23 protein-coding genes are annotated in these 22,985 nt (G+C 64.2%); 16 read left to right on the top strand and 7 right to left on the bottom strand.

Annotation, left to right across the window (positions count from 1 at the left end):
- The first annotated feature begins 150 nt into the window (after positions 1-150).
- Positions 151-453, top strand: a complete 303-nt coding sequence (locus tag RA25_RS16945; protein ID WP_039173894.1) for a hypothetical protein — start codon at positions 151-153, stop codon at positions 451-453.
- A gap of 77 nt (positions 454-530) precedes the next feature.
- On the opposite strand, the gene RA25_RS16940 is transcribed toward RA25_RS16945, so the two are convergent.
- A complete protein-coding gene (locus RA25_RS16940) occupies positions 531-1,286 on the bottom strand; it encodes a sulfite exporter TauE/SafE family protein (RefSeq protein WP_039173892.1) in 756 nt (251 codons plus the stop codon).
- Positions 1,287-1,445: 159 nt separating this feature from the next.
- Between RA25_RS16940 and mdh the strand changes: the two genes are divergently transcribed.
- Positions 1,446-2,408 carry a malate dehydrogenase gene (gene mdh / locus RA25_RS16935; protein ID WP_019297067.1) on the top strand — a complete coding sequence of 321 codons (963 nt, stop codon included), beginning with the start codon at positions 1,446-1,448 and terminating at the stop codon, positions 2,406-2,408.
- A gap of 57 nt (positions 2,409-2,465) precedes the next feature.
- Here mdh and RA25_RS16930 read toward each other — a convergent pair whose 3' ends face one another.
- Together RA25_RS16930 and RA25_RS16925 are read right to left on the bottom strand one after the other, a co-directional pair.
- On the bottom strand, positions 2,466-3,062 hold the full coding sequence (locus tag RA25_RS16930) for a LicD family protein (protein ID WP_039173890.1): 597 nt from the start codon (positions 3,060-3,062) through the stop codon (positions 2,466-2,468).
- Positions 3,059-3,697: a class I SAM-dependent methyltransferase gene (locus tag RA25_RS16925; RefSeq protein WP_052254276.1), complete on the bottom strand. Its 639-nt coding sequence runs from the start codon at positions 3,695-3,697 to the stop codon at positions 3,059-3,061. The genes RA25_RS16930 and RA25_RS16925 overlap by 4 nt, the downstream gene beginning before the upstream one ends.
- Positions 3,698-4,067: 370 nt before the next feature.
- Between RA25_RS16925 and sucC the strand changes: the two genes are divergently transcribed.
- The 13 genes from sucC to RA25_RS16865 all read left to right on the top strand — a co-directional run bounded on the left by sucC (position 4,068) and on the right by RA25_RS16865 (position 16,535).
- Positions 4,068-5,261 carry an ADP-forming succinate--CoA ligase subunit beta gene (sucC, locus tag RA25_RS16920; protein WP_019297070.1) on the top strand — a complete coding sequence of 398 codons (1,194 nt, stop codon included), beginning with the start codon at positions 4,068-4,070 and terminating at the stop codon, positions 5,259-5,261.
- A gap of 57 nt (positions 5,262-5,318) precedes the next feature.
- On the top strand, positions 5,319-6,158 hold the full coding sequence (locus tag RA25_RS16915; RefSeq protein ID WP_019297071.1) for a glycosyltransferase family 25 protein: 840 nt from the start codon (positions 5,319-5,321) through the stop codon (positions 6,156-6,158).
- A gap of 18 nt (positions 6,159-6,176) precedes the next feature.
- Positions 6,177-7,061 carry a succinate--CoA ligase subunit alpha gene (gene sucD, locus RA25_RS16910; protein WP_039173888.1) on the top strand — a complete coding sequence of 295 codons (885 nt, stop codon included), beginning with the start codon at positions 6,177-6,179 and terminating at the stop codon, positions 7,059-7,061.
- 2 nt (positions 7,062-7,063) lie between these two features.
- Positions 7,064-7,492, top strand: a complete 429-nt coding sequence (locus RA25_RS22200; protein WP_019297073.1) for a DUF805 domain-containing protein — start codon at positions 7,064-7,066, stop codon at positions 7,490-7,492.
- Entirely contained in the window at positions 7,489-7,764 is a 276-nt protein-coding gene (locus RA25_RS22785) for a hypothetical protein (protein WP_152612225.1), read from the top strand. Before RA25_RS22200 ends, RA25_RS22785 begins: the two co-directional genes overlap by 4 nt.
- Before the next feature lie 42 nt (positions 7,765-7,806).
- Positions 7,807-10,758: a 2-oxoglutarate dehydrogenase E1 component gene (locus RA25_RS16900; protein WP_039173885.1), complete on the top strand. Its 2,952-nt coding sequence runs from the start codon at positions 7,807-7,809 to the stop codon at positions 10,756-10,758.
- Positions 10,759-10,770: 12 nt separating this feature from the next.
- On the top strand, positions 10,771-12,285 hold the full coding sequence (odhB, locus tag RA25_RS16895) for a 2-oxoglutarate dehydrogenase complex dihydrolipoyllysine-residue succinyltransferase (protein WP_019297076.1): 1,515 nt from the start codon (positions 10,771-10,773) through the stop codon (positions 12,283-12,285).
- A 25-nt stretch (positions 12,286-12,310) separates the two neighbouring features.
- Complete coding sequence (locus tag RA25_RS16890) at positions 12,311-12,799, top strand: hypothetical protein (protein WP_152612224.1); 489 nt, start codon at positions 12,311-12,313, stop codon at positions 12,797-12,799.
- A gap of 94 nt (positions 12,800-12,893) precedes the next feature.
- The gene (locus RA25_RS16885) at positions 12,894-13,286 is read left to right on the top strand and encodes an MAPEG family protein (RefSeq protein WP_039173880.1); all 393 of its coding nucleotides are present in this window, start codon (positions 12,894-12,896) and stop codon (positions 13,284-13,286) included.
- A gap of 165 nt (positions 13,287-13,451) precedes the next feature.
- Positions 13,452-13,721 carry a hypothetical protein gene (locus RA25_RS16880; protein ID WP_019297079.1) on the top strand — a complete coding sequence of 90 codons (270 nt, stop codon included), beginning with the start codon at positions 13,452-13,454 and terminating at the stop codon, positions 13,719-13,721.
- Between the two features lie 70 nt (positions 13,722-13,791).
- A complete protein-coding gene (gene lpdA / locus RA25_RS16875; RefSeq protein ID WP_019297080.1) occupies positions 13,792-15,183 on the top strand; it encodes a dihydrolipoyl dehydrogenase in 1,392 nt (463 codons plus the stop codon).
- 232 nt (positions 15,184-15,415) lie between these two features.
- On the top strand, positions 15,416-15,874 hold the full coding sequence (locus RA25_RS16870; RefSeq protein ID WP_039173878.1) for a hypothetical protein: 459 nt from the start codon (positions 15,416-15,418) through the stop codon (positions 15,872-15,874).
- 352 nt (positions 15,875-16,226) lie between these two features.
- Positions 16,227-16,535, top strand: coding sequence for an EthD family reductase (locus RA25_RS16865; RefSeq protein WP_039149291.1), 309 nt, complete (start codon positions 16,227-16,229; stop codon positions 16,533-16,535).
- A 184-nt stretch (positions 16,536-16,719) separates the two neighbouring features.
- Here RA25_RS16865 and RA25_RS16860 read toward each other — a convergent pair whose 3' ends face one another.
- The 3 genes from RA25_RS16860 to RA25_RS16850 are packed head-to-tail and all read right to left on the bottom strand — an operon-like array spanning position 16,720 to position 19,039.
- Positions 16,720-17,469 carry a lysophospholipid acyltransferase family protein gene (locus RA25_RS16860; protein WP_019297084.1) on the bottom strand — a complete coding sequence of 250 codons (750 nt, stop codon included), beginning with the start codon at positions 17,467-17,469 and terminating at the stop codon, positions 16,720-16,722.
- The gene (locus RA25_RS16855; protein WP_019297085.1) at positions 17,466-18,365 is read right to left on the bottom strand and encodes a cell division protein FtsX; all 900 of its coding nucleotides are present in this window, start codon (positions 18,363-18,365) and stop codon (positions 17,466-17,468) included. Before RA25_RS16855 ends, RA25_RS16860 begins: the two co-directional genes overlap by 4 nt.
- Entirely contained in the window at positions 18,362-19,039 is a 678-nt protein-coding gene (locus RA25_RS16850; RefSeq protein WP_029204897.1) for a cell division ATP-binding protein FtsE, read from the bottom strand. Before RA25_RS16850 ends, RA25_RS16855 begins: the two co-directional genes overlap by 4 nt.
- Positions 19,040-19,246: 207 nt before the next feature.
- Here RA25_RS16850 and RA25_RS16845 point away from each other — a divergent pair, with 207 nt between their 5' ends.
- The gene (locus tag RA25_RS16845; RefSeq protein ID WP_039173876.1) at positions 19,247-20,251 is read left to right on the top strand and encodes a zinc-ribbon domain-containing protein; all 1,005 of its coding nucleotides are present in this window, start codon (positions 19,247-19,249) and stop codon (positions 20,249-20,251) included.
- A gap of 63 nt (positions 20,252-20,314) precedes the next feature.
- On the opposite strand, the gene RA25_RS16840 is transcribed toward RA25_RS16845, so the two are convergent.
- Positions 20,315-22,939, bottom strand: a complete 2,625-nt coding sequence (locus RA25_RS16840; protein WP_039173874.1) for a TIGR02302 family protein — start codon at positions 22,937-22,939, stop codon at positions 20,315-20,317.
- Positions 22,940-22,985: the final 46 nt, after the last annotated feature.

Here is a 22,985-nt window from a genome sequence, read left to right as displayed (position 1 = left end):
CCCCCCGGCCCGCCCCGGCTGCCCGGGGGCGGGGGGCCTGCTTTTGGATTTGCCCCCCCCCCCGCCCCGAACGGGACCCCGGGGGGCTCCCGTCGGCCCCCTTCCCCTGCCGGGCCGTCCGGGAAGGGGAAAAACGAAAAAAAAACCCCAATCTCCCCCCGCCCGCGGGCGCGGGCCGGGGTGCCCAGGGCCGCCGCCCCCGCCGCTGCCCAAAGCCGCAACTGCGCCCCGCGCGATGCGGTGATCAAAAGGCTAGCCGAAAAATACGGCGAAAGCCGCCAAAGCATCGGCATGGGCCAGCAGGGCATGGTGATGGAAACCTTTGCCTCTGCCGACACCGGCAGCTGGACCATTACGGTGACCACCCCCAACGGCATGACCTGCCTGGTCGCCTCCGGCCAGTCCTACGAAGTGCTGGCAGAGGCCCTGCCGAACACCGACAGCGACGCCTGAGCAAGCATTGAGGCAGGTTTCCGGGCTGCAGGTTAGCGGCCGGGGACGCCGCGCGGGCTGGCTGATGCGAGCAGTCTTCAGGCCAGCCCGTCCCAGATCAGCTTGGCGCCGGTCACTGTCAGCAGCACATAGGTCAGCGCAAAGAACCAGCGCTCCGGGATCGAATGGTGCAGCTTCACCCCCAGCCAGGCCCCGAGCAGCGCAAAGGGCGCCAGCATCAGGTCCAGCATCAGGGTTTCACGTGTGAACATCCCCAGCCCGGCATAAGGCACCGCCTTGGCGATGTTGATGGCCCAGAAGATCAGCACCGTGCTGGCCTGGTATTCGGTTTTCCGCAACTTCAGGCTGAGAAGATAAACCGCGGCCGGCGGCCCGCCCGCATGGCTGACAAAACTGGTGAACCCCACCGCCAGCCCGGCCAGCGCACCGGCGCCCGTTGACAGCGGCGCATCTGCCGCCAGCCGCAGCCCCAGCCGCCCGCGCAGCTGCCACAGCACAAAGCCGACAGAGACCAGCCCGATCAGCACCCGCATCGCATCCGCATCCACCGCCGCATAAAGCCAGGCACCCAGCGCCACGCCGGGCAAGCCGCCGCCAATCAGCAGCAGCGATGCCCGCAGGTTCCAGCGTCCCCAATAGGGTTTCAGATTGGCCACGTCGATCAGCATCAGCAGGGGCAGCATCAGCGCCAGCGCCATGCCCGGCTCCAGCACCAGCGCCAGAATCGACGCCGAGGCAAAGGCCGCGCCGGACCCGAAACCGCCCTTGGACACGCCCGCAAAAACGACCGCCGGGATGGCAAAAACGAAAAACATTGCATCAAACGCCGCCATCACCCGCCCTCCGAAATGCCCAGATTACAGACGGTTTAGCGGTATCAGCACGGTATACACAAGCATACAGCGCCGAATGCCGCAGCGCAGAGCCCTTGCACGGCACGGTTTTACGCCGTAGGCATCAGGAAATTTCAACCGGACCGGAGACATTTTCCAATGGCACGACCCAAAATCGCCCTCATCGGCGCAGGTCAGATCGGCGGCACCCTCGCACATCTCGCAGCCCTCAAGGAACTGGGCGACGTCGTTCTCTTCGACATCGCCGAAGGCATCCCCGAAGGCAAGGCGCTGGACATCGCAGAATCCGGTCCCTCCGAGGGCTTCGACGCCTCCCTGAAGGGCACCCAGTCCTACGAGGACATCGCAGGCGCCGACGTCTGCATCGTGACCGCCGGCGTGCCGCGCAAGCCGGGCATGAGCCGCGACGACCTGCTGGGCATCAACCTCAAGGTGATGAAATCCGTAGGCGAAGGCATCCGCGACCACGCGCCGAACGCCTTCGTGATCTGCATCACCAACCCGCTGGACGCGATGGTTTGGGCCCTGCGCGAATTCTCCGGCCTGCCCCACAACAAGGTCTGCGGCATGGCCGGCGTTCTGGACTCCGCCCGCTTCCGCCACTTCCTGGCTGAAGAATTCGGCGTCTCCATGAAAGACGTCACCGCGTTTGTGCTGGGCGGCCACGGCGACACCATGGTGCCCTCCGTGCGCTACTCCACCGTGGCCGGCATCCCGCTGCCCGACCTGGTCAAGATGGGCTGGACCACTCAGGAGCGCCTGGACGCGATCCTGCAGCGCACCCGTGACGGCGGCGCAGAAATCGTTGGCCTGCTGAAAACCGGCTCCGCCTTCTACGCGCCGGCCACCTCCGCCATCGAAATGGCTGAGGCCTTCCTGAAAGACCAGAAGCGCGTGCTGCCCTGCGCCGCCTATTGCGATGGTGAGCTGGGCGTCAAGGACATGTATGTGGGCGTGCCCACCGTAATCGGCGCCGGCGGCATCGAGAAGGTGGTGAACATCCAGCTGAACGAAGAAGAACAGACCATGTTCGACAATTCGGTCAACGCCGTGAAGGGCCTGGTCGAAGCCTGCAAGGGCATCGACGCCTCGCTGGCCTGATCCGGCAAAAAGACAAGATGAAAAACGGGGCCTCAGCGCCCCGTTTTTTTTGGTTTTCTAGCTGGCAGCCTTCAGTTTGAACTGAGGGCGGTTCCCGGAAATTTCCATCGTATACCCCTCCCCTTTGCGAACAGGCGTTCCCCAGGACGGACCATAGAGAAAGGCGCAGACCTCCTCAGGCCGCGCCGGAACACGGATGGGAATGCCCTGCATTTCCGTGTCCTGCAAAGGAAAAATCAGCTCCTTGGGCACATGGATCGTGGTCGCGGGGTCGCGCCACAATCCTGCGAAATTCCACCGTTCGATCAGGTAGTCCGCGGGGCTGTCGTCGTAAAAGTAGAAATCGGCGTAGGTTTTGATCCCGTCCTGCATCCGCGTGGCCTGCACAACCAGCGGCTTGCGCCAGAACTGATACCACTTCGCCCGCGGATGAAGCTCCAGCTCGAAACCGCTGCTTTCAAGCGCAGCCAGCAGCTTCTTCCTGTCCCGCGCATTCACGTAGATGTCGATGTCATCGTCATGCGGAATGATGTCGCCGTCGCGCACACAGCCCAGCAGCGTGCCAAAGAAGACAAATGCCTCCACCCCTGCCAGACGGGCAAAGATATCTCTCAGATTGTTGCGGTTAAGTTCAGCGGGAACCGGATCAATCATTGGCGCTCCAGAACCATGCGCGCAACAAAGGCATCATCGGCCTTGTATTTCGCAAAACCGAAGCCTTCTGCCAGATAAGTGCATGTCAGACCGTGCCGGCCGGCGCTGGCGATCACCTGAAGCGGCTCCACATAGCGGCGGTAGTGCTCTGATGTCACCTTGGTCTGGAACTGATCCCGCGGCGTGCGGAACTCCAGGCACAGACGGCCTCTGTCACCAACCAGCCCCGCTGCAAGACGCAGCAGGTTTGCTTCGGCGTCTTCGTCAATCGCGTGCAGAAAGAAACGCGCATAGACAATCGCGTCACCCCAATCGGCGGCGTTCTGCTCCAGGAAGCTCGAACAGGCGGCGGCGTCCTGCATATCCAGCTGGCTGAACCCGATATTGTCCACACCCCGGCGTTCCGCCACAGCCTGGCACAGCGAGACCGCGGAGGCAGATCCGTCGATGCCGCGGACGGACTTGCCGTGCATGGCGAAAAAGAAACTGTCCCGGCCGTCACCGCAACCGAGGTCCACGAACCTCTGCCGGTCGGAAAATTCATTCAGCACAAAGGCTGCGAATTGCGACGGCACCGCCGGTCTTTCCTTTTTGCCGTAGTAGGCATCCCAATAGTCTTTGGTGTCGATAGTCAAAACAACTCTCCTGAGTCTCGCGCCGCGGCGCTGCGGTCCATGCGCCCTAATGCCAAAAAAGCCCCCTTCAGGCAACGTGCTCAAGCCCGCTTTCCTGCCGCGGCCTGCGGGAGCTGCCTGTTCTGAGGCAACAGCAGCAAACTGCTGCCGTCCAGCACGCGCGGCACGAAAACGGCAGATCAAGCCAAGGAATCGGCGCCGGTGCCCCAAGACGGCAGCGGCGCTATGTGATCACACGGCCAAATAGTGTGATCACAAAAGTCGAAAATCTTCCGCATTTCCCCGCAGCCAGTCAAAAAAGCCTTTAACACTTGGCATTATGACGGCCTATAAATCAGCAGACAATTGCAGCCAGACGGGACAGTTTCAAATGAACATCCACGAATATCAGGCCAAAGCCCTTCTTCGCAGCTACGGTGCGCCGGTGTCCGACGGACGCGTGGTGCTGCGGGCCGAAGAAGCCAAGACAGCCGCCGGTGAACTCGACGGCCCGCTTTGGGTCGTAAAGGCACAGATCCACGCAGGCGGCCGCGGCAAGGGCTCCTTCAAGGAAGCCGATGCCGGCGAAAAAGGCGGCGTGCGCCTGACCAAATCGGTGGAAGAAGCTGCCGAGGAAGCCAAGAAGATGCTGGGCCGCACTCTTGTGACCCATCAGACCGGCCCGGCCGGCAAGCAGGTGAACCGCATCTACATCGAAGCGGGCTCCGGCATCCAGACCGAGCTGTACCTGGCGCTTCTGGTCGACCGCCAGACCTCCCGCATCTCCTTTGTCTGCTCCACCGAGGGCGGCATGGACATCGAGGAAGTGGCCGCCGCCACCCCGGAAAAGATCCTGTCCTTCTCTGTCGACCCGGCCACCGGCTACCAGCCCTACCACGGCCGCCGTATCGCCTTTTCGCTCGGCCTTGAGGGCGCGCAGATCAAGCAGTGCGTCAAGCTGATGGGCCAGCTCTACAAAGCCTTCGTCGAGAAGGACATGGAGATGCTGGAGATCAACCCGCTGATCGTCGGCGACGACGGCGCGCTGAAAGTGCTGGACGCCAAGGTCGGCTTTGACGGCAACGCGGTTTACCGCCACGCCGACGTGGCTGAGCTGCGCGACACCACCGAGGAAGACCCGAAAGAGCTGGAAGCCTCCAAGTACGACCTGAACTACATCGCGCTCGACGGTGAGATCGGCTGCATGGTGAACGGCGCGGGCCTGGCGATGGCCACCATGGACATCATCAAGCTGTATGGCGCGGAGCCTGCCAACTTCCTCGACGTGGGCGGCGGCGCCACCAAGGAGAAGGTGACCGAGGCCTTCAAGATCATCACTTCCGACCCGAACGTCAAAGGCATCCTGGTGAACATTTTCGGCGGCATCATGCGCTGCGATGTGATTGCCGAGGGCGTGGTCGCCGCGGTCAAGGAAGTCGGCCTCAAGGTGCCGCTGGTGGTCCGCCTCGAGGGCACCAACGTCGAGAAGGGCAAGGAGATCATCAACACCTCCGGCCTCGACGTGATCGCCGCCGACAACCTCAAGGACGGCGCCGAAAAGATCGTGAAGGCGGTGAAGGGCTGATCCTGCTCTCCCGGGCTCAGCCCGGGAGCTTTCCGGATCAAGGACAGGTTCCAGCACATGAAACTCGCAGCCTACATGATCTCGCTCGAACGGGCGGCCGGGCGGCACGCAGCAATGCGGGCAGCACTGGCGGACGCCCGCATCGAGGCCGAGTTCGTGCCTGCCGTTGACCTGCAGACAACACCTGAATCCGAACTGCTGAAGCAATGCCGCAGCTTTGGCCCCTGGGGGGCCTTTGCAGCGGGCAACATGGCGTGCACGCTGAGCCACGCCCGTGTCTGGGAAACATTTCTGGACAGTGATGCGGATATCGCTCTTGTGTTTGAGGATGACGTCTTCATCTCGCCGGAGCTGCGCCTGTGGCTGGACGATCTGAGCTGGTGGCCGGACGGCTGCGGGCTGGTGAATATCGAATTCTGGCGCAGCGACTCGCTGCGGGTGATGCTGGGCACTGGCGGCACGGCGCGTCATGGCCGCCGTCTGGCACCGATGCTGTCACGCAACCCCGGCTCAGCCGGCTATCTGGTGACACGGTCCGCTGCGGAACAGCTTCTGGCGGCGCGCCCGTTCGACCTCTCGATCGACCAGTTGCTGTTCAATCCGCTGGTTTCCCGCCTGGCAGTTTCCCTCAACCCCTATCAGATCACTCCAGCGCTGGTGAAACAGGGCAATACGCCCCCCGAAGAAAGCACTTTTCTGGGGCATGGCACCCGCCGCCCTGCTTCTGCTGTCCGCTGGCGCCAAAAACGTTTGCGGGGCATGGCTGAACTCAGTGCCTTGCCCCGGTCTCTCTTCCGCCTGATCTCCGGCCGCGCACGGCTTGCCCGTGTCACCTATGCAGATCGGGCACTTACCGACGACAACGCGGCGCGTGCCGCAAAGACACAAGCCGTTTAATCGAAAGGAAAGGACAACATGGCAGTCCTCATCGACGAAAACACCAAGGTCATCTGTCAGGGCTTCACCGGCTCTCAAGGCACATTCCACTCCGAACAGGCCATCGCCTACGGCACCAAGATGGTTGGCGGCGTGACCCCCGGCAAAGGCGGCCAGACCCATCTGGAGCTGCCGGTCTTCAACTCCGTGCATGAAGCCAAGCACGTGACCGGCGCCAATGCCTCGGTGATCTACGTGCCGCCGCCGTTTGCCGCGGATTCCATCCTCGAGGCGATCGACGCCGAAATGGAAGTGATCGTCGCCATTACCGAGGGCATCCCGGTTCTCGACATGATGAAGGTGAAGCGGGCGCTGGAGAACTCCTCCTCGACCCTGATCGGCCCCAACTGCCCCGGCGTGATCACTCCCGACGCCTGCAAGATCGGCATCATGCCCGGCCACATCCACCGCCGCGGCTCCGTCGGCGTGGTGTCCCGCTCCGGCACCCTGACCTATGAGGCGGTGAAGCAGACCACCGACGTGGGCCTGGGCCAGTCGACCTGCGTCGGCATCGGCGGCGACCCGATCAAGGGCACCGAGCATATCGACGTGCTGGAATGGTTCCTGGCCGACGACGAGACCGAGAGCATCATCATGATCGGCGAAATCGGCGGCTCCGCCGAGGAAGAAGCGGCGCAGTTCCTGGCTGATGAGGCCAAGAAGGGCCGCAAGAAGCCGGTTGCGGGCTTCATCGCCGGCCGCACCGCCCCTCCGGGCCGCCGCATGGGCCACGCGGGCGCGATTGTCGCCGGCGGCAAGGGCGGCGCCGAGGACAAGATCGAAGCGATGAAATCCGCAGGCATCGTGGTCGCCGAAAGCCCGGCCGGCCTGGGTGAAGCGGTTCTGAAAGCGATCGGCAAGTAAGCATGACGACCGAGCAAGCAGTCAAAGCTTGTTATGCCAAGTGGCGCGACCTCAAAGGTCGCGCCCAGAGAAGCGAGTTTTGGCAATTCTATATGCTCGTAACTGTCATGGTAATGGTCTCAAAAGCAGCAGATGAATGGCTTTCAGAGACCGCAGGACTTCGTTTCTCTGTTTTCTACCTTGCAGTTGTTTTAGCGACCCTGCTTCCCATAATCAGCTGCGCCGTAAGACGCTACCACGACATCGGTCTTAGCGGATGGCTATTACTCATTTGGTCGGCCGCTTTTGTGGCACCTGCCTTCAGTTTTTCTGAAGAAACCGCATTTATCGTGACCTGCGTTTTATTTCTCGCTTTTCTGATTACCTTTGCACTTCCTTCCCAACCTGGCTCCAACAAATACGGCCCCAACCCGCAGGAGGCACACCAATGACCAAGAGAATTCGCTCCTCCCGCGTCCTCAGGCCAACGCCGGCAAGTGCAAGCACACTATGCCTCACCCTCCTCACCTCCACCTCCGCCGCGGCCTTCACCCAGCCGATGCAGGGCGTGCTGAACTTCGAGCCCGGCACCAGCATCGAGGACGTCCAGGCCCGTATCGAAACCGAAATCTGCAAGGGCGCCAGTTCCGTGACCATCACCTCCGGCCCGGAACAATCGCTCGACCCGACCAAGGAACAGGTCACCTTCCAGTGCGAACCCTGACCTGCCCCCACCAACCGCATACCGACTCTTCGGGAGCTTAAGATGACCGACCAATCGCCCAACGACCTCTTCCACGCCTCCTCATTCATGCAGGGGCACAATGCGGAGTATCTGGAGCAGCTTTATGCCCGTTACGCCAATGACCCCAATGCGGTGGATGCCGCCTGGGCGGAGTTCTTCCGCCAGATGGGCGACGCCGAACTGGACGTGAAGGCAGAGGCCAAGGGCCCCTCCTGGGCGCGCGGCGACTGGCCGCCGGCCCCCAATGACGATCTGACCGGCGCGCTGACCGGCGAATGGCCGGCCCCGGCTGAGGCGAAGGGCGCGGGCAAGAAGATCAAGGACAAGGCTGCCGCCAAGGGTGTGGAGCTGACCGACGATCAGGTGCAGCGCGCGGTGCTGGACTCGATCCGCGCGCTGATGCTGATCCGCGCCTACCGGATCCGCGGCCACCTTGCCGCCGACCTCGACCCGCTGGGCATGCGCGCTTCCACCCCGCATCCGGAACTGGACCCGAAATCCTACGGCTTCACCGATGCCGATATGGACCGGCCGATCTTCCTCGACAACGTGCTGGGCCTGCAGGTCGCCACCATGCGCCAGATCGTCGAGATCGTGAAACGCACCTACTGCGGCACCTTTGCGCTGCAGTACATGCACATCTCCGACCCGGAACAGGCCAGCTGGCTGAAGGAGCGGATCGAAGGCTACGACAAGGAAATCACCTTCACCCGCGAGGGCCGCAAGGCGATCCTCAACAAGATGGTCGAGGCCGAGGGCTTTGAGAAGTTCCTGCACGTCAAATACACCGGCACCAAGCGGTTCGGCCTGGACGGCGGCGAGAGCCTGATCCCGGCGATGGAGCAGATCATCAAGCGCGGCGGCGCCCTGGGTGTGCGCGACATCGTGATCGGCATGCCGCACCGCGGCCGCCTCAACATCCTCGCCAACGTGATGCAGAAGCCCTACCGGGCGATTTTCAACGAATTCCAGGGCGGCAGCTTCAAGCCCGAGGATGTGGACGGCTCCGGCGACGTGAAATACCACCTCGGCGCCTCCTCCGACCGCGAGTTTGACGGCAACAACGTTCACCTCTCGCTGACCGCCAACCCCTCGCACCTGGAGGCGGTGAACCCGGTGGTTCTGGGCAAGGTCCGCGCCAAGCAGGACCAGCTGGGCGACACCGAGCGCAGCCAGGTCCTGCCGATCCTGCTGCATGGCGACGCGGCCTTTGCCGGCCAGGGCGTTGTGGCGGAATGCTTTGCGCTGTCGGGCCTGCGCGGCCACAAGGCCGGCGGCACCATGCATATCGTGGTGAACAACCAGATCGGTTTCACCACCGCACCGCATTTCTCGCGCTCCTCCCCTTACCCCACCGACAACGCGCTGGTGGTTGAGGCGCCGATTTTCCACGTGAACGGCGACGACCCGGAGGCGGTGGTGCACGCCGCCAAGGTCGCCACCGAGTTCCGCCAGAAGTTCCACAAGGACGTGGTGCTGGACATCTTCTGCTACCGCCGCTTCGGTCACAACGAAGGCGATGAGCCGATGTTCACCAACCCCTTGATGTACAAGAAGATCAAGGGCCACAAGACCACCCTCACCCTCTACACCGACCGGCTGGTCAAGGATGGCCTCATCCCCGAGGGAGAGATCGAGGACATGAAGGCCGCCTTCCAGGCGCATCTGAACGAGGAGTTCGAGACCGGCAAGAACTACAAGCCCAACAAGGCCGACTGGCTGGACGGGCGCTGGTCGCATCTGGACAAGAAGGACGCCGACTACCAGCGCGGCCGCACCGCAATCGAGCCGGACACCCTGGCCGATATCGGCCGCGCCCTGAGCCAGGTGCCGGAGGGCTTCCCGCTGCACCGCACCGTCGGCCGGGTTCTGGATGCCCGCGGCAAGATGTTCGAAACCGGCGAGGGCTTTGACTGGGCCACCGGCGAAGCGATGGCCTTTGGCTCGCTGATGCTGGAAGGCTACCCGGTGCGCCTCGCGGGCCAGGACGCCACCCGCGGCACCTTCTCGCAGCGCCATTCCGGCATCGTCAACCAGGAGACCGAGGAGCGCTATTACCCGCTCAACAACATCCGCGCGGGCCAGTCCCAGTACGAGGTGATCGACTCGGCCCTCAGCGAATACGCGGTACTGGGTTTTGAATACGGCTACTCGCTGGCGGAACCCAACGCGCTCACGCTGTGGGAGGCTCAATTCGGCGATTTCGCCAACGGCGCCCAGATCATGTTCGACCAGTTCATCTCCTCCGGTGAAAGCAAATGGCTGCGGATGTCAGGCCTTGTCTGCCTGCTGCCGCACGGGTTTGAGGGCCAGGGGCCGGAGCACTCCTCCGCCCGGCTGGAGCGCTTCCTGCAGATGTGCGGCCAGGACAACTGGATCGTGGCCAACTGCACCACGCCTGCAAACTATTTCCACATCCTGCGCCGCCAGCTGCACCGCACCTTCCGCAAGCCGCTGATCCTGGTCACGCCCAAGTCGCTGCTGCGCCACAAGCTGGCAGTCAGCAAGGCAGAGGAATTCACTACCGGCTCCAGCTTCCACCGGGTGCTGTGGGACGACGCGCAGCACGGTAACTCCGACACCCAGCTGGTGGCGGACGACAAGATCAAGCGTGTGGTGATGTGCTCGGGCAAGGTCTACTACGACCTGCTGGAAGAACGCGACGCCCGCGGCATCAATGACGTCTACCTGATGCGGATCGAGCAGTTCTACCCGTTCCCCGCCATCTCGATGGTGAAGGAGCTGGAACGCTTCAAGCAGGCGGAAATGGTCTGGTGCCAGGAAGAGCCCAAGAACCAAGGCGCCTGGACCTTCATCGAGCCCAACATCGAATGGGTGCTGACCCGCATCGGCGCCAAGCACACCCGGCCCGTCTATACAGGCCGCGCCACTTCGGCCTCGCCCGCAACCGGCCTGGCCAGCGAACACAAAGCCCAACAAGCAGCCCTCGTGAACGAAGCGCTGAGCATCTGAGGATAAAGAGACATGACAACCGAAGTCCGCGTACCCACCCTGGGCGAATCCGTGACCGAGGCCACCGTGGCCACCTGGTTCAAGAAGCCCGGCGACAGCGTCAATGCCGATGAAATGCTCTGCGAGCTGGAAACCGACAAGGTGACCGTCGAGGTGCCCTCGCCCGCCGCCGGCACATTGGGCGAGATCGTCGCCGCTGAAGGCGACACCGTCGGCGTCGACGCGCTGCTGGCCACCCTGACCGAGGCCAACGGTGCTGCCGCGGCCCCTGCCGCCAAAGCGGCAGCACCGGCTCCGGCTGCTGCGCCCTCCGGCGAAGACAGCGCCCCGGTGCCGGTCATGGTTCCCGCACTTGGCGAGTCGGTCTCCGAGGCAACCGTTTCCTCGTGGTTCAAGAAGGTGGGCGACACCGTCGCGCAGGATGAAATGCTGTGCGAGCTGGAAACCGACAAGGTCTCCGTCGAGGTGCCCGCGCCCGCCGCCGGCGTGCTGACAGAGATCATGGCAGCAGAAGGCGCCACCGTACAGGCCTCCTCGCAGCTGGGCGTGATTGCCTCCGGTGCCGCCGGGGCCGCCGCCGCACCTGCCGCAGCCCCTGCCCCTGCTGCCGCTGCCGGCGGCTCTAAGGATGTCGCCAACGCGCCCTCTGCGGAGAAAGCCATGGCCGAGGCCGGCATCAGCGCCGATCAGGTCACCGGCTCCGGCCGCGACGGCCGCATCATGAAGGAAGACGTCGCCGCCGCCGTGGCCGCCGCCAAGGCAGCCCCTGCCGCCGCGCCTGCGCAGGCACCGGCCCAGGTCCGTGGCCCCGTCACCGCCGATGACGCCGCGCGCGAGGAGCGCGTGAAGATGACCCGCCTGCGCCAGACCATCGCCAAGCGCCTGAAGGACAGCCAGAACACCGCTGCCATGCTGACCACCTACAACGAGGTCGACATGACCGAGGTGATGGCGTTGCGCAACGAGTACAAGGACCTGTTCCTGAAGAAGCACGGCGTGAAACTGGGCTTCATGTCCTTCTTCACCAAGGCCTGCTGCCACGCGCTGAAGGAAGTGCCCGAAGTCAACGCCGAGATCGACGGCACCGACATCGTCTACAAGAACTATGTCCACATGGGCATCGCCGCAGGCACGCCCACGGGTCTGGTTGTTCCGGTGATCCGCGACGCCGATGCGATGTCCTTTGCCTCCATCGAGAAGGCGATTGCCGAAAAAGGCGCCCGCGCCCGCGACGGCAAACTGTCGATGGCGGAAATGCAGGGCGGCACCTTCACCATCTCCAACGGCGGCGTCTACGGCTCGCTGATGTCCTCGCCGATCCTGAACCCGCCGCAGTCCGGCATCCTCGGCATGCACAAGATCCAGGACCGCCCGATGGCGATCAACGGCAAGGTGGAAATCCGCCCGATGATGTATCTGGCGCTGAGCTATGACCACCGCATTGTCGACGGCAAAGGCGCCGTGACCTTCCTGGTCCGTGTCAAGGAAGCGCTGGAAGACCCGCGGCGTTTGCTGATGGATCTGTAAGTTACGACTTGCTTGGACCGCACGAATGCACAAGACGTCTCTCAAGCGGCGTATACCGGTCTGGATCATTTGTGCCGTTGCATTTTGGATGAGTGCAGCCTCTCTTTGGACGGCTGCACTTTATCTCCTCAAAGCGGTGAACTTTGACTGGCATCATGCTCTGTTGTCTGTCTTTGCTGCGCTTGTCACAGCCGTCAGCGCAGTTCTGATACGCGGATCGCTGCGCAAAAAGCGTTGGATCATTTGGCCCGCGCTTGTTTTGTTTTTGCTGTTCTTTCCAATAATCTCGGTTGAACTTTTCGATAGCTTCATCAACCCGCCTTTTCCTCGCGGAGGTTTCGCCACCGAAGGCAACTCAATCGAACAAAATCATATTTTGTGGAAGCAACCGACCGAAGCTGAATTCTGGGAGAAGGAACACAGGCGGCGCATCATGCTTGTGGGATGGTTGCTGCTGACCATTCTGCCTATCGGTTCGACTAAGTACCTTCGCCATAAAGGCGCGTTGACATGAAACTGCTACTCATTTTACCCCTTTTCGCCCCTAAACTAATAAATCAGGAAAGTCGCTTCTGGATCAGTTCTGCGGACGGTCGGCAGGTGCCCGCATGACCCTCCCACTCTGGGGCCTTGTCTGCCTCTCGATCCTCGCCCTGATCCACGTGAGCTGCGACAGCTTCCTGTTGAAGCTCTCGGTCGGCAACGCCTGGACCGCAGGTCCGCGCGACACAGCCGTCAGCCGCAGCGCGCTGGCGGGCCGGGCGCGGCGGGCCTTCACCAATTTCCTGGAAACTGCCCCGGTCTTCATCAGCCTGGCGCTGGTTTCAGAACTGGCAGGCCTGCACAGCGCACTGATCACCGGCGGCATCTGCACTTACCTCGCCGGCCGCGCCCTCTACCTGCCTGCCTACCTCAGCGGCGTGCCTTACCTGCGCACCGCCATCTGGCTGATTGCCACCAGCGGCCTTGCCGCAATGCTCGCGGGGGTGCTCCTCGCATGAGCTTTCACCTTTCCGAAAATACTCAAATTGGCTCCGCCCAAGCCGGGGGCAGCGCCGCTATTCTGCGGAAACTTCTGCGGCACACGCCTTTCTTGAGTGGAATCAAAGCGCTCCTTACCCTTACCGGGGCATCCTGCCCTCAATACGGATAAAGGAGTAACCCCGATGGCAACCCATGTTCTCTGGCAGGCCGATGTGGCCGATTTCAACGCCTGGCTCACCGTGTTCCGGCAGGACAAGCGCAACCGGCAGGCCGCTGGCATCACCGATCTGAACGTCTGGAGCGATCCGGACCGCAAGAACCACGCCGTGGCGCTGTTCGCGATCACCGACCTGGAGAAGGCCCGCGCTTTCTTCGGCTCCGAAGAACTCGCCATGCACCTTGAACGCGACGGGGTGACCAATATCTCGATCAAGATGTTGACCCCGGTCTGATCATAACACCACAATCCCCTAACGCGTGTTCCGAGAAACGGAACCGGGGAGAAACGAGGAAAACCGACCCATGTCCCAATATGACGTCATCGTAATCGGCGCCGGCCCCGGCGGCTATGTCTGCGCCATCCGCTGCGCCCAGCTGGGACTGAAAACAGCTGTTGTCGAGGGCCGCGAAACCCTCGGCGGCACCTGCCTGAACGTGGGCTGCATCCCGTCCAAGGCGCTGCTGCATTCGACCCACCTGCTGCATGAGGCAGAGCACAACTTTGCCCATATGGGCCTCAAGGGCAAAAGCCCCTCGGTCGACTGGGATCAGATGAAGGCCTACAAGGACGAGGTGATCGGCCAGAACACCGGCGGCATCGAGTTCCTGTTCAAGAAGAACAAGATCGACTGGATCAAGGGCTGGGCTTCCATCCCGGCGGCCGGCAAGGTGCAGGTCGGCGACGAGGTGCACGAGGCCAAGAACATCGTGATCGCCTCCGGCTCGGTGCCTGCCTCCATTCCGGGTGTGGAGATCGACGAGAAGATCGTGGTCTCCTCCACCGGTGCGCTGGAACTGCCGAAGATCCCGAAGAAACTGGCCGTCATTGGTGCCGGCGTGATCGGTCTGGAACTGGGCTCGGTCTATGCCCGCCTCGGGTCGGAAGTGACCGTGGTCGAATACATGGACGCGGTCTGCCCCGGCATGGACAAGGACGTGCAGCGCTCCTTCAAGCGGATCCTGGAGAAACAGGGCCTCAACATCATTCTGGGCGCCGCGGTACAGGGGGTGGAAACCTCCAAGACCAAGGCCAAGGTCAAGTACCAGCCCAAGAAGGGCGGTGACGAGGTGGTGCTGGACGCCGATGTGGTGCTGGTGGCAACCGGCCGCAAACCCTACAGCGAAGGCCTGGGGCTGGACAGCCTCGGCATCAAGATGACCGAGCGCGGCCAGATCGCCACCGACAACCACTGGCGCACCAACCTGCCCGGCATCTATGCCATCGGCGATGTGATCGAAGGCCCCATGCTGGCTCACAAAGCCGAGGATGAAGGCATGGCGGTGGCCGAAGTGATCGCCGGCAAGCATGGCCATGTGAACTACGGCGTCATTCCGGGCGTCGTCTACACCACGCCCGAGGTGGCCACCGTTGGTGCGACCGAGGACGCGCTGAAGGCCGAAGGCAAGAAGGTCAAGACCGGCAAGTTCATGTTCATGGGCAACGCCCGCGCCAAGGCCGTCGGCCAGGCCGAGGGCGGTTTTGTCAAGATCATCACCGATGCGGAAACCGACCGCATCCTGGGCGCCGCGATCATCGGCCCGGCAGCGGGCGACATGATCCACGAGCTCTGCGTTGCGATGGAATTCGGTGCCTCGGCCGAGGATGTGGCGCTGACCTGCCACGCGCACCCGACCTATTCCGAAGCCGTGCGCGAAGCGGCGCTTGCCTGCGGCGACGGGCCGATCCACAGCTGAGCAGCCACTGAGGCAAACCACCATAAAAAGAGGCGCCGCTGCCGCAAGCGGCGCCTTTTCATTTTGCCAAGCGCCTGGGTTCAAACAGCTTTTTCCGTCAGCCCTAAATAATTTAGCTAAACGGGCGCAGCAAACCTTTACCGAATGTTAAAGCCGCCGCCGCTAGCGTCGAGCGGCGCCGGCAACCATCTGGCGCAAAACATGTTTCACCCTTAGATTGAGTAGGCATTCCATGATAAAGCTGACGCATTCCCTGACTGCCCTGGCACTGGCCGCCGCCGCCACTGCCGCCTTTGCCGCCGCACAATCCGGCACCGTGAAATTGGAGCTGACCCAGGAATTCGGTGTCGAGCAGAACGGCTCCTATTCCGCTGCAGGCACCAAGATGTGCCAGGAAAGCATGGGCGGCATTGCCGGGTCGCCGCTGAAGGTCAGCTACTCGATCGACCCCAGCACCATGATTGAATCCGCCACCGCGGACTTCATGGGCGAAAGCGTGCAGCTCTATCCGCTGGGTATCTCGGGGACCTATTCATTTATGTCCGACGGCGTGCCACCAAGCCTGAAAGACAAACATGTCAACAGGATCATTTTCAAGCTGAATGAGGACTTCAGCCATCCCGAAGGTGATGTGATGTTCACGCCAGGCGGCGAGTACAACTGCGTGATTTCCAACATGACGCCAAACTGAACCCCGGCCCCGTGAGGCAGAAAACAAGGGCCGGCTTGCGGGGCACTCCTCCGGCCAGCCGGTCGCTTGGACATCTCTCTCGGGTAGTGCGGCAAACGCAGCCCGTGCGTTTGCCGCATGTGCAGCGAGCCAGCCCCAAAGGGGTTCCCGGGCCTGCGGTCCTATTTCCGCACGGACGCAGCTGCATCTGATGCCCGATGCGCATCCAGGCCTTGCCGTACGTTCCTGTGCCCGTGCGGCACTGCCCATCCCGCCGGTCTCTGGCAGAGTCCGCGGCTGCCTTTTTCATTTGGCACGGTACCAAACCGGCCTATTACTGGGACAGCCGTTTCAACCCTCAGGAGACACAGCCATGCCCGTAACTTTGCAAGTCATCTACCCCGCCGCCGAGGGCAAGACCTTCGATCACGCCTACTATGCCGACACCCATATGCAGATCGTGGACCAGCATATGGGCCCGCATATCCAATCGGCTGTGGTGACCAAGGGGCTGGCAGGCGGGCCGGACATCGCGCCGCCGTTCTTTGCCATCGCCACATTTGTCTTTGCCGATCAGGCGGCGATGGACGCGGCGATGAAGGCGGCAGGCCCGGCGCTGGAGGACATTCCGAACTTCACCGATGTGCAGCCGCAGATACTGGTTGGCGATGTGATCCGCTGACAGGGTTCCGGGCTGACAGCGTAATGCGCCGCCAGCCCGGTCCGGCCAAACCGGCCGGCCACCTGTGAGTGGTGTAACAAGCCCAGGACGAGTGCGCTTGCTGACGGCATAAACGCCCGCGGAAAGAACTTCCGTCGCTGATCTGCAGAAAATTTTTGAAGGCGTCCTGGCGGCGCCCGCCGGATCAGGCCTGAGCCGGCGCCTGTTCCGGGTCGAAACCGGCGTCGCGCATCAGCGCATCGGAGCGCGCCTCGACCCGCTCCTCCAGCTGCGTCATGAAATCCTCGCGGGTGATCCCGGGCTGCATCACTTCCAGGAACTCCACCACCGCCAGGCCGGGCTTGCGGTAGATGCCTGTGCGCGGCCAGAACACGCCGGCATTGGTGGCCGCAGGTACGCAGGGCTGCTTCAGCCCTTCATACAAAACCACAGTGCCGATCTTGTAGGGTTTCTTGGCCCCCGGTGCCACGCGGGTGCCTTGGGAATAGATGATCAGCTGGCCTGGCTCCTTGGTCTCCTTGGCGACGTCCTTGACCATCTTGGCAATCGCCGCGCCGCGCTTGCCGCGGTTCACCGGCACGCAGCCCAGCCGCTTGGCATAGACACCGATCACCGGCGTCCACATCAGCTCCCGCTTCATGATGAACCGGGCCGAGGGCACCGCGTTGAAAATAATGATGATATCGAGGAAGCTCTGATGCTTGGCGGCGACGATCACCTCGCCATCCGGCACCTGCCCGCGCACCTCGGTGCGGATGCCGACCATCCAGCGCGCAGTCCAGATCACCCAGCGGGCATAGGCCTTGCAAGCCGTGCGCGCACCCTTGGGGGACACCAGCGCCCAGGGCGCGAACACGATGCCCAGCACCAGCATCGCCAGATACATCTGCGTGATGAACAGCAGCGAGCGCAGCCATTGGATCGGGTTTTTCACGACAGTTCCCCCAGTCGTTTGGTGGCCGCCCGGGTGGTGGCGGCAAAGGCCACCAGCGCGCCCAGCGGCGGAATCAGCAAGGGCACCAGCCAGCCCCAGCCCTGAAAGCCAAGACCGGTCAGGAAACCGCCCTCATCAGAGGCTTCGGGCATCAGCCAGACACCGATCATGCCCAGCACCACGCCCGCCGCTGCGCCGGTCAGCGCCCGCAGGGTGAAGCGGCGGATAAAGGCCTGGGCGATATAGCTGTCGAGCGCGCCGACCAGCCGCAGCACTTCGATCACCTGGGCGTTGGCCGCCAGCGCCGCATTGGCGGCCAGGGTGATCATCGCGGCGGTGGCGCCGCCGATCAGCAGGATCGAGACCCAGGCCAGACGGCGCAGCGCGTGCGCGGCATCCACCAGCGGCGCCCGCCAGCGGGTGTGGTCATCCAGCACCGCGCCCGGCACCTCTGCCTGCAGCCGCAGCCGCAGACCCTGCGCATCATAGCCCGCATCATCGCCGGTCACCTCGATCAGCTGCGGCAGCGGCAGGTCGCCCACCGGCACACTGGCGCCGAACCAGGGCGCCAGCAGCGCCGCCTGCTCCTCGCCCGTCAGCGCCCGCGCGGTGGCCACACCGGGGGTCTGGCGCAGGATCTCCAGCGCCGCCTCGGTCTGAGCCGTGCGCTGCTCTGCCGGGGCATTGATGCGCAGGGTGGCGGCGCGAGCCAGTTCCTCGGCCCATTGGTCCGCCAGCCGCCCGGAGGCCATCGACAGCGCCAGCGCAAAGACCGCCAGGAACGCCATGGCACCGGAGACAAACAGGGTCAGCTGGGCGGTGAAGCCGCTCGGCGGCACCACCCGGTCGGCTTGGGCATCGCCCAGGATCAGCTTGCGCAATCTGCCCTCGCTCATAGGTCCGCCCCCGCCAGCTGCAATTGCCGGTTGGAAATCCGCAGCACCCGCGCCTGCACCTGGTTCTTGGCCGCGCGGATCAGCGACAGGTCATGGGTGGCGACCAGGATGGTTTTGCCCATCCGGTTCAGCTCCACTAGCAGCTGCAGCAGCCGCTGCGACATTTCCCAGTCGACGTTGCCGGTCGGCTCATCCGCGATGATCACATCCGGCGACAGGATCACGGAACGGGCCAGCGCCGCCCGCTGGCGCTCGCCGCCCGACAGCTCCGGCGGCAGCGCATGGGCGCGCTCGCTGAGGCCCACCCAATTCAGCAGTTCCTGCAGGTTGGCTTCCTCGTGGCTCAGCTCACGCCCGGAGACCAGCAGCGGCAGCGCGATATTCTCGATCACCGGCAGGTGGTCCAGGAACCGGCAGTCCTGATGCACAACACCCACGCGGCGGCGCAGATAGGCCATCTGGTCGCGGTCCAGCCCGTGCACATCCATGTTGAAGGCGCGCACCCGTCCCGCGGTCGGGTTCAAGGCGCCGTAGCAGAGCTTCAACAGCGTGGTCTTGCCCGCGCCGGACGGGCCGGTCAGGAAATGGAACGAGCCCGGCGCCAGCTGCACCGACACCGCGTTCAGCAGCTCGCCGCCGCCATAGTTGTAGCCCACATTTTCCAGCTCGATCACTGCTGCCCCCTGAACGCGCGCGTTTTGGCGCCCGGCTGTTTTGCCCCAAGGGGCCGGCAGTTTCAATGGGGGCTCTGTTGCCGGGAAACCCGGGGCCGGCAGGTTGCGGCAATTGCCGCTTTCGCAAGATGCGGCGGATGCCTATAATCCCTTAAAAAAACAACCTGCCGCCAGTCAGGGCGGCGGGAAGGTGCCGAGGAGAGCATGATGCGCCTGACCTGCCCGAATTGCGCAGCCCAGTACGAAGTGCCTGAAGATGTGATCCCGCCTGAGGGCCGGGATGTGCAGTGCTCCAACTGCGGCCAGACCTGGTTCCAGGCGGCAGCGGGCGCGGATGCGGCGGAAGATGCCGCACTTGAAAATATCGGCATCGAGGAAGCCTTTGCCCGGGCAGCCGAAGCCGAGGCAAAGGAAAAGTCCGAACGGGAGCTGACAGCAAAGGCGGAACAGGACGCCGAACCGGAACCTGAGCCGCAGCCTGAACCTGAGCCTGAGCCTGAGCCGGAGACCGGCACATCGGAGAGACCTGCGCAGGAAGCGGACCCGGAAGAGGCGGAAACCGCCGCAAAGCCGCCCCACGGCAGCACCGAAGACGACGCGGCCGGGCAGCCCGGCGCGGATGAAGACATTTCGGACGAGGCGCCTGAACCTGAACAGGCACCGCAGCCGCCGCAGCGGGGACGTTCGCTGGATCCGGAAATGTCCGATATCCTGCGTGAGGAAGCCGCGCGGGAAGCGGAACTGCGCGCCGCGGAAAGCCAGAGCCTGGAAACCCAGCCCGATCTGGGGCTGGAGGAAGCAGCGCCCGCCGAGGACGAAGCCGCCCGCCGCAGCCGCCAGGCCCGCGACCGGATGGCCCGCATGCGCGGCGAGGACCCGCGCCAGATCGCCGCTGCCGAAAGCGGCTCGCGCAAGGAACTGCTGCCGGACATCGAGGAAATCAACTCCACCCTGCGCTCTGCCGGCAGCGCGGCCCCTGCGCCGCAGGCGGACCCGGAGGCGCTGCCGGTACCGCGCAAGAGCAGCTTTGCCCGCGGCTTTGCGCTGTCGGTGATTGCGGCGCTGATCCTGCTGATGGTCTATGACAAGGCACCGCTGATTGCCGAGAAACTGCCGCAGGCAGATCCGGTTCTCAGCAGCTATGTGGATTGGGTTGATCAGGCGCGGCTGTGGCTGGACAACCAGGTGAAGTCTGTCACCGCCACCCAGTAATCCGGGGTCATTTCTGAAGTAATTGCGCCGCAGATTTGCCTGCAGCACCCTGCGCTGCCGGGGTTAGAACCGGTCCAGCAGCCGCTGCAGGTAGCCGCGCTCCTGCTCGTCGCGCTCCCGCTCGCCGGCCCGGCGGCGGATGTCCTCCAGCAGGTCCCAGGCGCGGCGGTAGGCCGTGCCCTCGCCCACCTTGCCGCCGTCATTGATGCTGCCGTTGTTGCGGCCCAGCGGGTCCAGCCGCTCTCCTTGCGCATTGGCTGAGGGCTGCTGCCCGTTCTGCTGCCCCGGCTGCTGCTGCTGCGCCAGCGCCTCGCCCAGGCTGCGCATGCCTTCACGCAGCGCCTCCATGGCGTCGGACTGGCGGTCGATCGCTTCGGCGTTGTCGCCGCCGCGCAGCGCGTCCTCGGCGCCCTCCATGGCGCGGCCCGCGCGGTCCAATGCCTCGCGCGCAGCCTCACCGGCCTCGCCGCCCAGATAGGGCAATCCTTCGCGCTGCTGCTGCAGCTGCTGCCGCAGCGCCTGCTGGCGGTCGGCCAGCGCGCCGCCCTGCCCCGGCTGTTCGCGGTTGCTGCCGCCCTGGCCGCCCTGGCCATCCGGGTTGCGGCTCTCTGCGCCCTCGCCGCCCTGACCGTCGCCTTGGTCGCCGCCCTGGCCGCCCTGGTGGCTCTGGCCGCGGCCCAAGCCGCCATCGCGGCCCTCGTTGCCCTGGCTCTCGCCGCTGCGGGCGCCGGGGTTGAACTGCTCCTGCAGGTCGCGGAAGGCCTGATCCGACAGCCCCTGCTGCTCGCGCAGGGTCTCTGCCAGCCCCTCCATCGCCTCGCGGCCCTCATTGCCCTGGCCTTGCCCCTGCTGCGAACGGGTCATCCGCATATTTTCCATCATCTCCTGGAACTCGCGCAGCGCCTGCTCGGCCTCGGCCATGCGGCCCTGCTCCATCAGCTCCTGGATGCGGTCCATCATTGCTTGCAGGTCATCCTGGCTGAGCGTCATCATGTCTTCGGGCATATCGCCCGGGTCCATCATCTCGCCATTGTTTTCAGCCATCCGGCTCAGCTGGCGCAGATAGTCCTGGGTCGCCTCGCGCAGCTCCTGCATCAGCCGGGCAATCTCCTGGTCGCTGGCGCCGTCGCGCATCGCCTGGCTCAGCCGCTCCTGCGCCCGCTGCATCCGCTCCAGCGCGTCGCCCACGTCGCCCTCTTCCAGCTGCACCGCCAGATCCCACAACGCGGCGGCAATCTCCTCCTGCCGCGGCTCGGGGATCGTGCCGGCAACGGTATAGCTTTCCAGCCGCCGAAGGATGGTGCGCAGCCGCAGGTAATCGCCATAGTCGCGGAACAGACCCTCTGGCCGGTGCGTCAGGGTGCGGATCACCTGCGCCACCCGCACCGCATTGGCGCGCGCCCACAGCAGGTCGCGGCGCTGTTCGATCACAGCCGCTGCCAGCGGATCGAAGAAGCGGCGGGTCAGCAGTTCAGCGCCGTATCCCGCAGCGGCCGAAGACTGCCCGGCCTCGTCGGTGGCAGAGAAGGTAAAGACCACCGGCAGGTTGGCCCAAGGGTGCTGGGCAAAGTCCTCGATCAGCTTCTCGGTGAATTCCTGGCGCGACCCGCTGAGGGGCAGCGGCAGGTCCAGCACCAGCGCCTCGCGCGGATCGGGATCGGCGGCCAGCCCATGCTGACGGTCCACCGCCGCCAGATCCAATGCGATGCGCACCTGCCCGGCGGCCACGCCGTAGTCATCCTGCGCTGCAAAAGCCAGGGTGGTGTAGCCATCGTTTTCCAGTTCCGGCTCGCCTGCAACCGCCACCATGGGCGGGTTGTCGGGGATCACCTCCACCTGCCAGCTGCGCCCGCCATCGCCCTCGATGGCAAAGCTGCCGCTGCGGGTGACATCGAATTCCATCGCAGCCTGCGGCGGTTCCGCTTCACCGCCCTGTTGGCCGGAGACAGTCTCGGCCAGTTCCAGCGCGCCCACCTCACCGTAGAACCGCAGGGTGACGCGGCTGCCTTCCGGCAGTTTCAGCACATCGGTATCCTGATCATTCAGATAAAGCACCGGCAGGCGGGTATAGGCGGGCGGCTCCGCCCAGCCCTCCCACGCCGGTCCGTTCAGCCCTGCGCTGCCGCCTGCACCCAGGTCCTTGACCGTGGCAACCTGCCAGATCGAGCCGAACAATACCGCCACCGCCAGCATCAGCCCCGCCATGTAACGCAGGCCGTATGCGTCGGAGGATGCAATGTTCAGATCAGGTGCCGGGGCCTTGGCCTTGGCCGCCGCTGCGGCCATCCGGCGCTGGTGCGCCTGCCATAGCGCGGCGGAAGCGGCATCCTCTGCGCCAATCGCCTGAGTATCCAAAAGGGCCGCGACCGGGCGGCCCGGCAAGGTCTGGTCAAGGCGGCCGAGCGCTTCTGCCCGGCTGGGCCAGCGGAAGCGCCAGAGCCCCCAGCCCAGCGCCGCCGCGGCGGCGATCAGCACCGCCATCGCACCGGTCCAGACCAGCCGCTCCGGCAGCATCTGGTGCAGCCCGAGCATCAGCGCCGCCAGCACCGCCATCATCAATGAGGCCAGCGGCCAGAAACTGCGCAAAGCACGCTCTGCCACGAGACCGGCCCGCGTCAAGGCCAGCGGCCAGCGCAGGGGTTTCAGGGCCGGATCGGCCTGCCGGTTTCTTTGGCGGTCAAAGGGCATACGGGCCTCATCCTCATGTGGCCCGCACCGGTTCGCGCCCGGATCG

Origin of the sequence: Leisingera sp. ANG-S5, from assembly GCF_000813925.1 — a bacterium.
Taxonomy (GTDB): domain Bacteria; phylum Pseudomonadota; class Alphaproteobacteria; order Rhodobacterales; family Rhodobacteraceae; genus Leisingera.
The sequence above is the reverse complement of the archived record's forward strand: the minus strand, read 5'-3'. Positions and strand labels throughout refer to the sequence as shown.

Bases quoted from the DNA above. Each gene is read 5' to 3' on its own strand.
- RA25_RS16940 (WP_039173892.1), bottom strand. From the start codon at position 1,286: ATGGCGGCGTTTGATGCAATGTTTTTCGTTTTTGCCATCCCGGCGGTC.
- mdh (WP_019297067.1), top strand. From the start codon at position 1,446: ATGGCACGACCCAAAATCGCCCTCATCGGCGCAGGTCAGATCGGCGGC.
- RA25_RS16930 (WP_039173890.1), bottom strand. From the start codon at position 3,062: ATGATTGATCCGGTTCCCGCTGAACTTAACCGCAACAATCTGAGAGAT.
- sucC (WP_019297070.1), top strand. From the start codon at position 4,068: ATGAACATCCACGAATATCAGGCCAAAGCCCTTCTTCGCAGCTACGGT.
- RA25_RS16915 (WP_019297071.1), top strand. From the start codon at position 5,319: ATGAAACTCGCAGCCTACATGATCTCGCTCGAACGGGCGGCCGGGCGG.
- sucD (WP_039173888.1), top strand. From the start codon at position 6,177: ATGGCAGTCCTCATCGACGAAAACACCAAGGTCATCTGTCAGGGCTTC.
- RA25_RS22200 (WP_019297073.1), top strand. From the start codon at position 7,064: ATGACGACCGAGCAAGCAGTCAAAGCTTGTTATGCCAAGTGGCGCGAC.
- RA25_RS22785 (WP_152612225.1), top strand. From the start codon at position 7,489: ATGACCAAGAGAATTCGCTCCTCCCGCGTCCTCAGGCCAACGCCGGCA.
- RA25_RS16900 (WP_039173885.1), top strand. From the start codon at position 7,807: ATGACCGACCAATCGCCCAACGACCTCTTCCACGCCTCCTCATTCATG.
- odhB (WP_019297076.1), top strand. From the start codon at position 10,771: ATGACAACCGAAGTCCGCGTACCCACCCTGGGCGAATCCGTGACCGAG.
- RA25_RS16890 (WP_152612224.1), top strand. From the start codon at position 12,311: ATGCACAAGACGTCTCTCAAGCGGCGTATACCGGTCTGGATCATTTGT.
- RA25_RS16885 (WP_039173880.1), top strand. From the start codon at position 12,894: ATGACCCTCCCACTCTGGGGCCTTGTCTGCCTCTCGATCCTCGCCCTG.
- RA25_RS16880 (WP_019297079.1), top strand. From the start codon at position 13,452: ATGGCAACCCATGTTCTCTGGCAGGCCGATGTGGCCGATTTCAACGCC.
- lpdA (WP_019297080.1), top strand. From the start codon at position 13,792: ATGTCCCAATATGACGTCATCGTAATCGGCGCCGGCCCCGGCGGCTAT.
- RA25_RS16870 (WP_039173878.1), top strand. From the start codon at position 15,416: ATGATAAAGCTGACGCATTCCCTGACTGCCCTGGCACTGGCCGCCGCC.
- RA25_RS16865 (WP_039149291.1), top strand. From the start codon at position 16,227: ATGCCCGTAACTTTGCAAGTCATCTACCCCGCCGCCGAGGGCAAGACC.
- RA25_RS16855 (WP_019297085.1), bottom strand. From the start codon at position 18,365: ATGAGCGAGGGCAGATTGCGCAAGCTGATCCTGGGCGATGCCCAAGCC.
- RA25_RS16845 (WP_039173876.1), top strand. From the start codon at position 19,247: ATGCGCCTGACCTGCCCGAATTGCGCAGCCCAGTACGAAGTGCCTGAA.
- RA25_RS16840 (WP_039173874.1), bottom strand. From the start codon at position 22,939: ATGCCCTTTGACCGCCAAAGAAACCGGCAGGCCGATCCGGCCCTGAAA.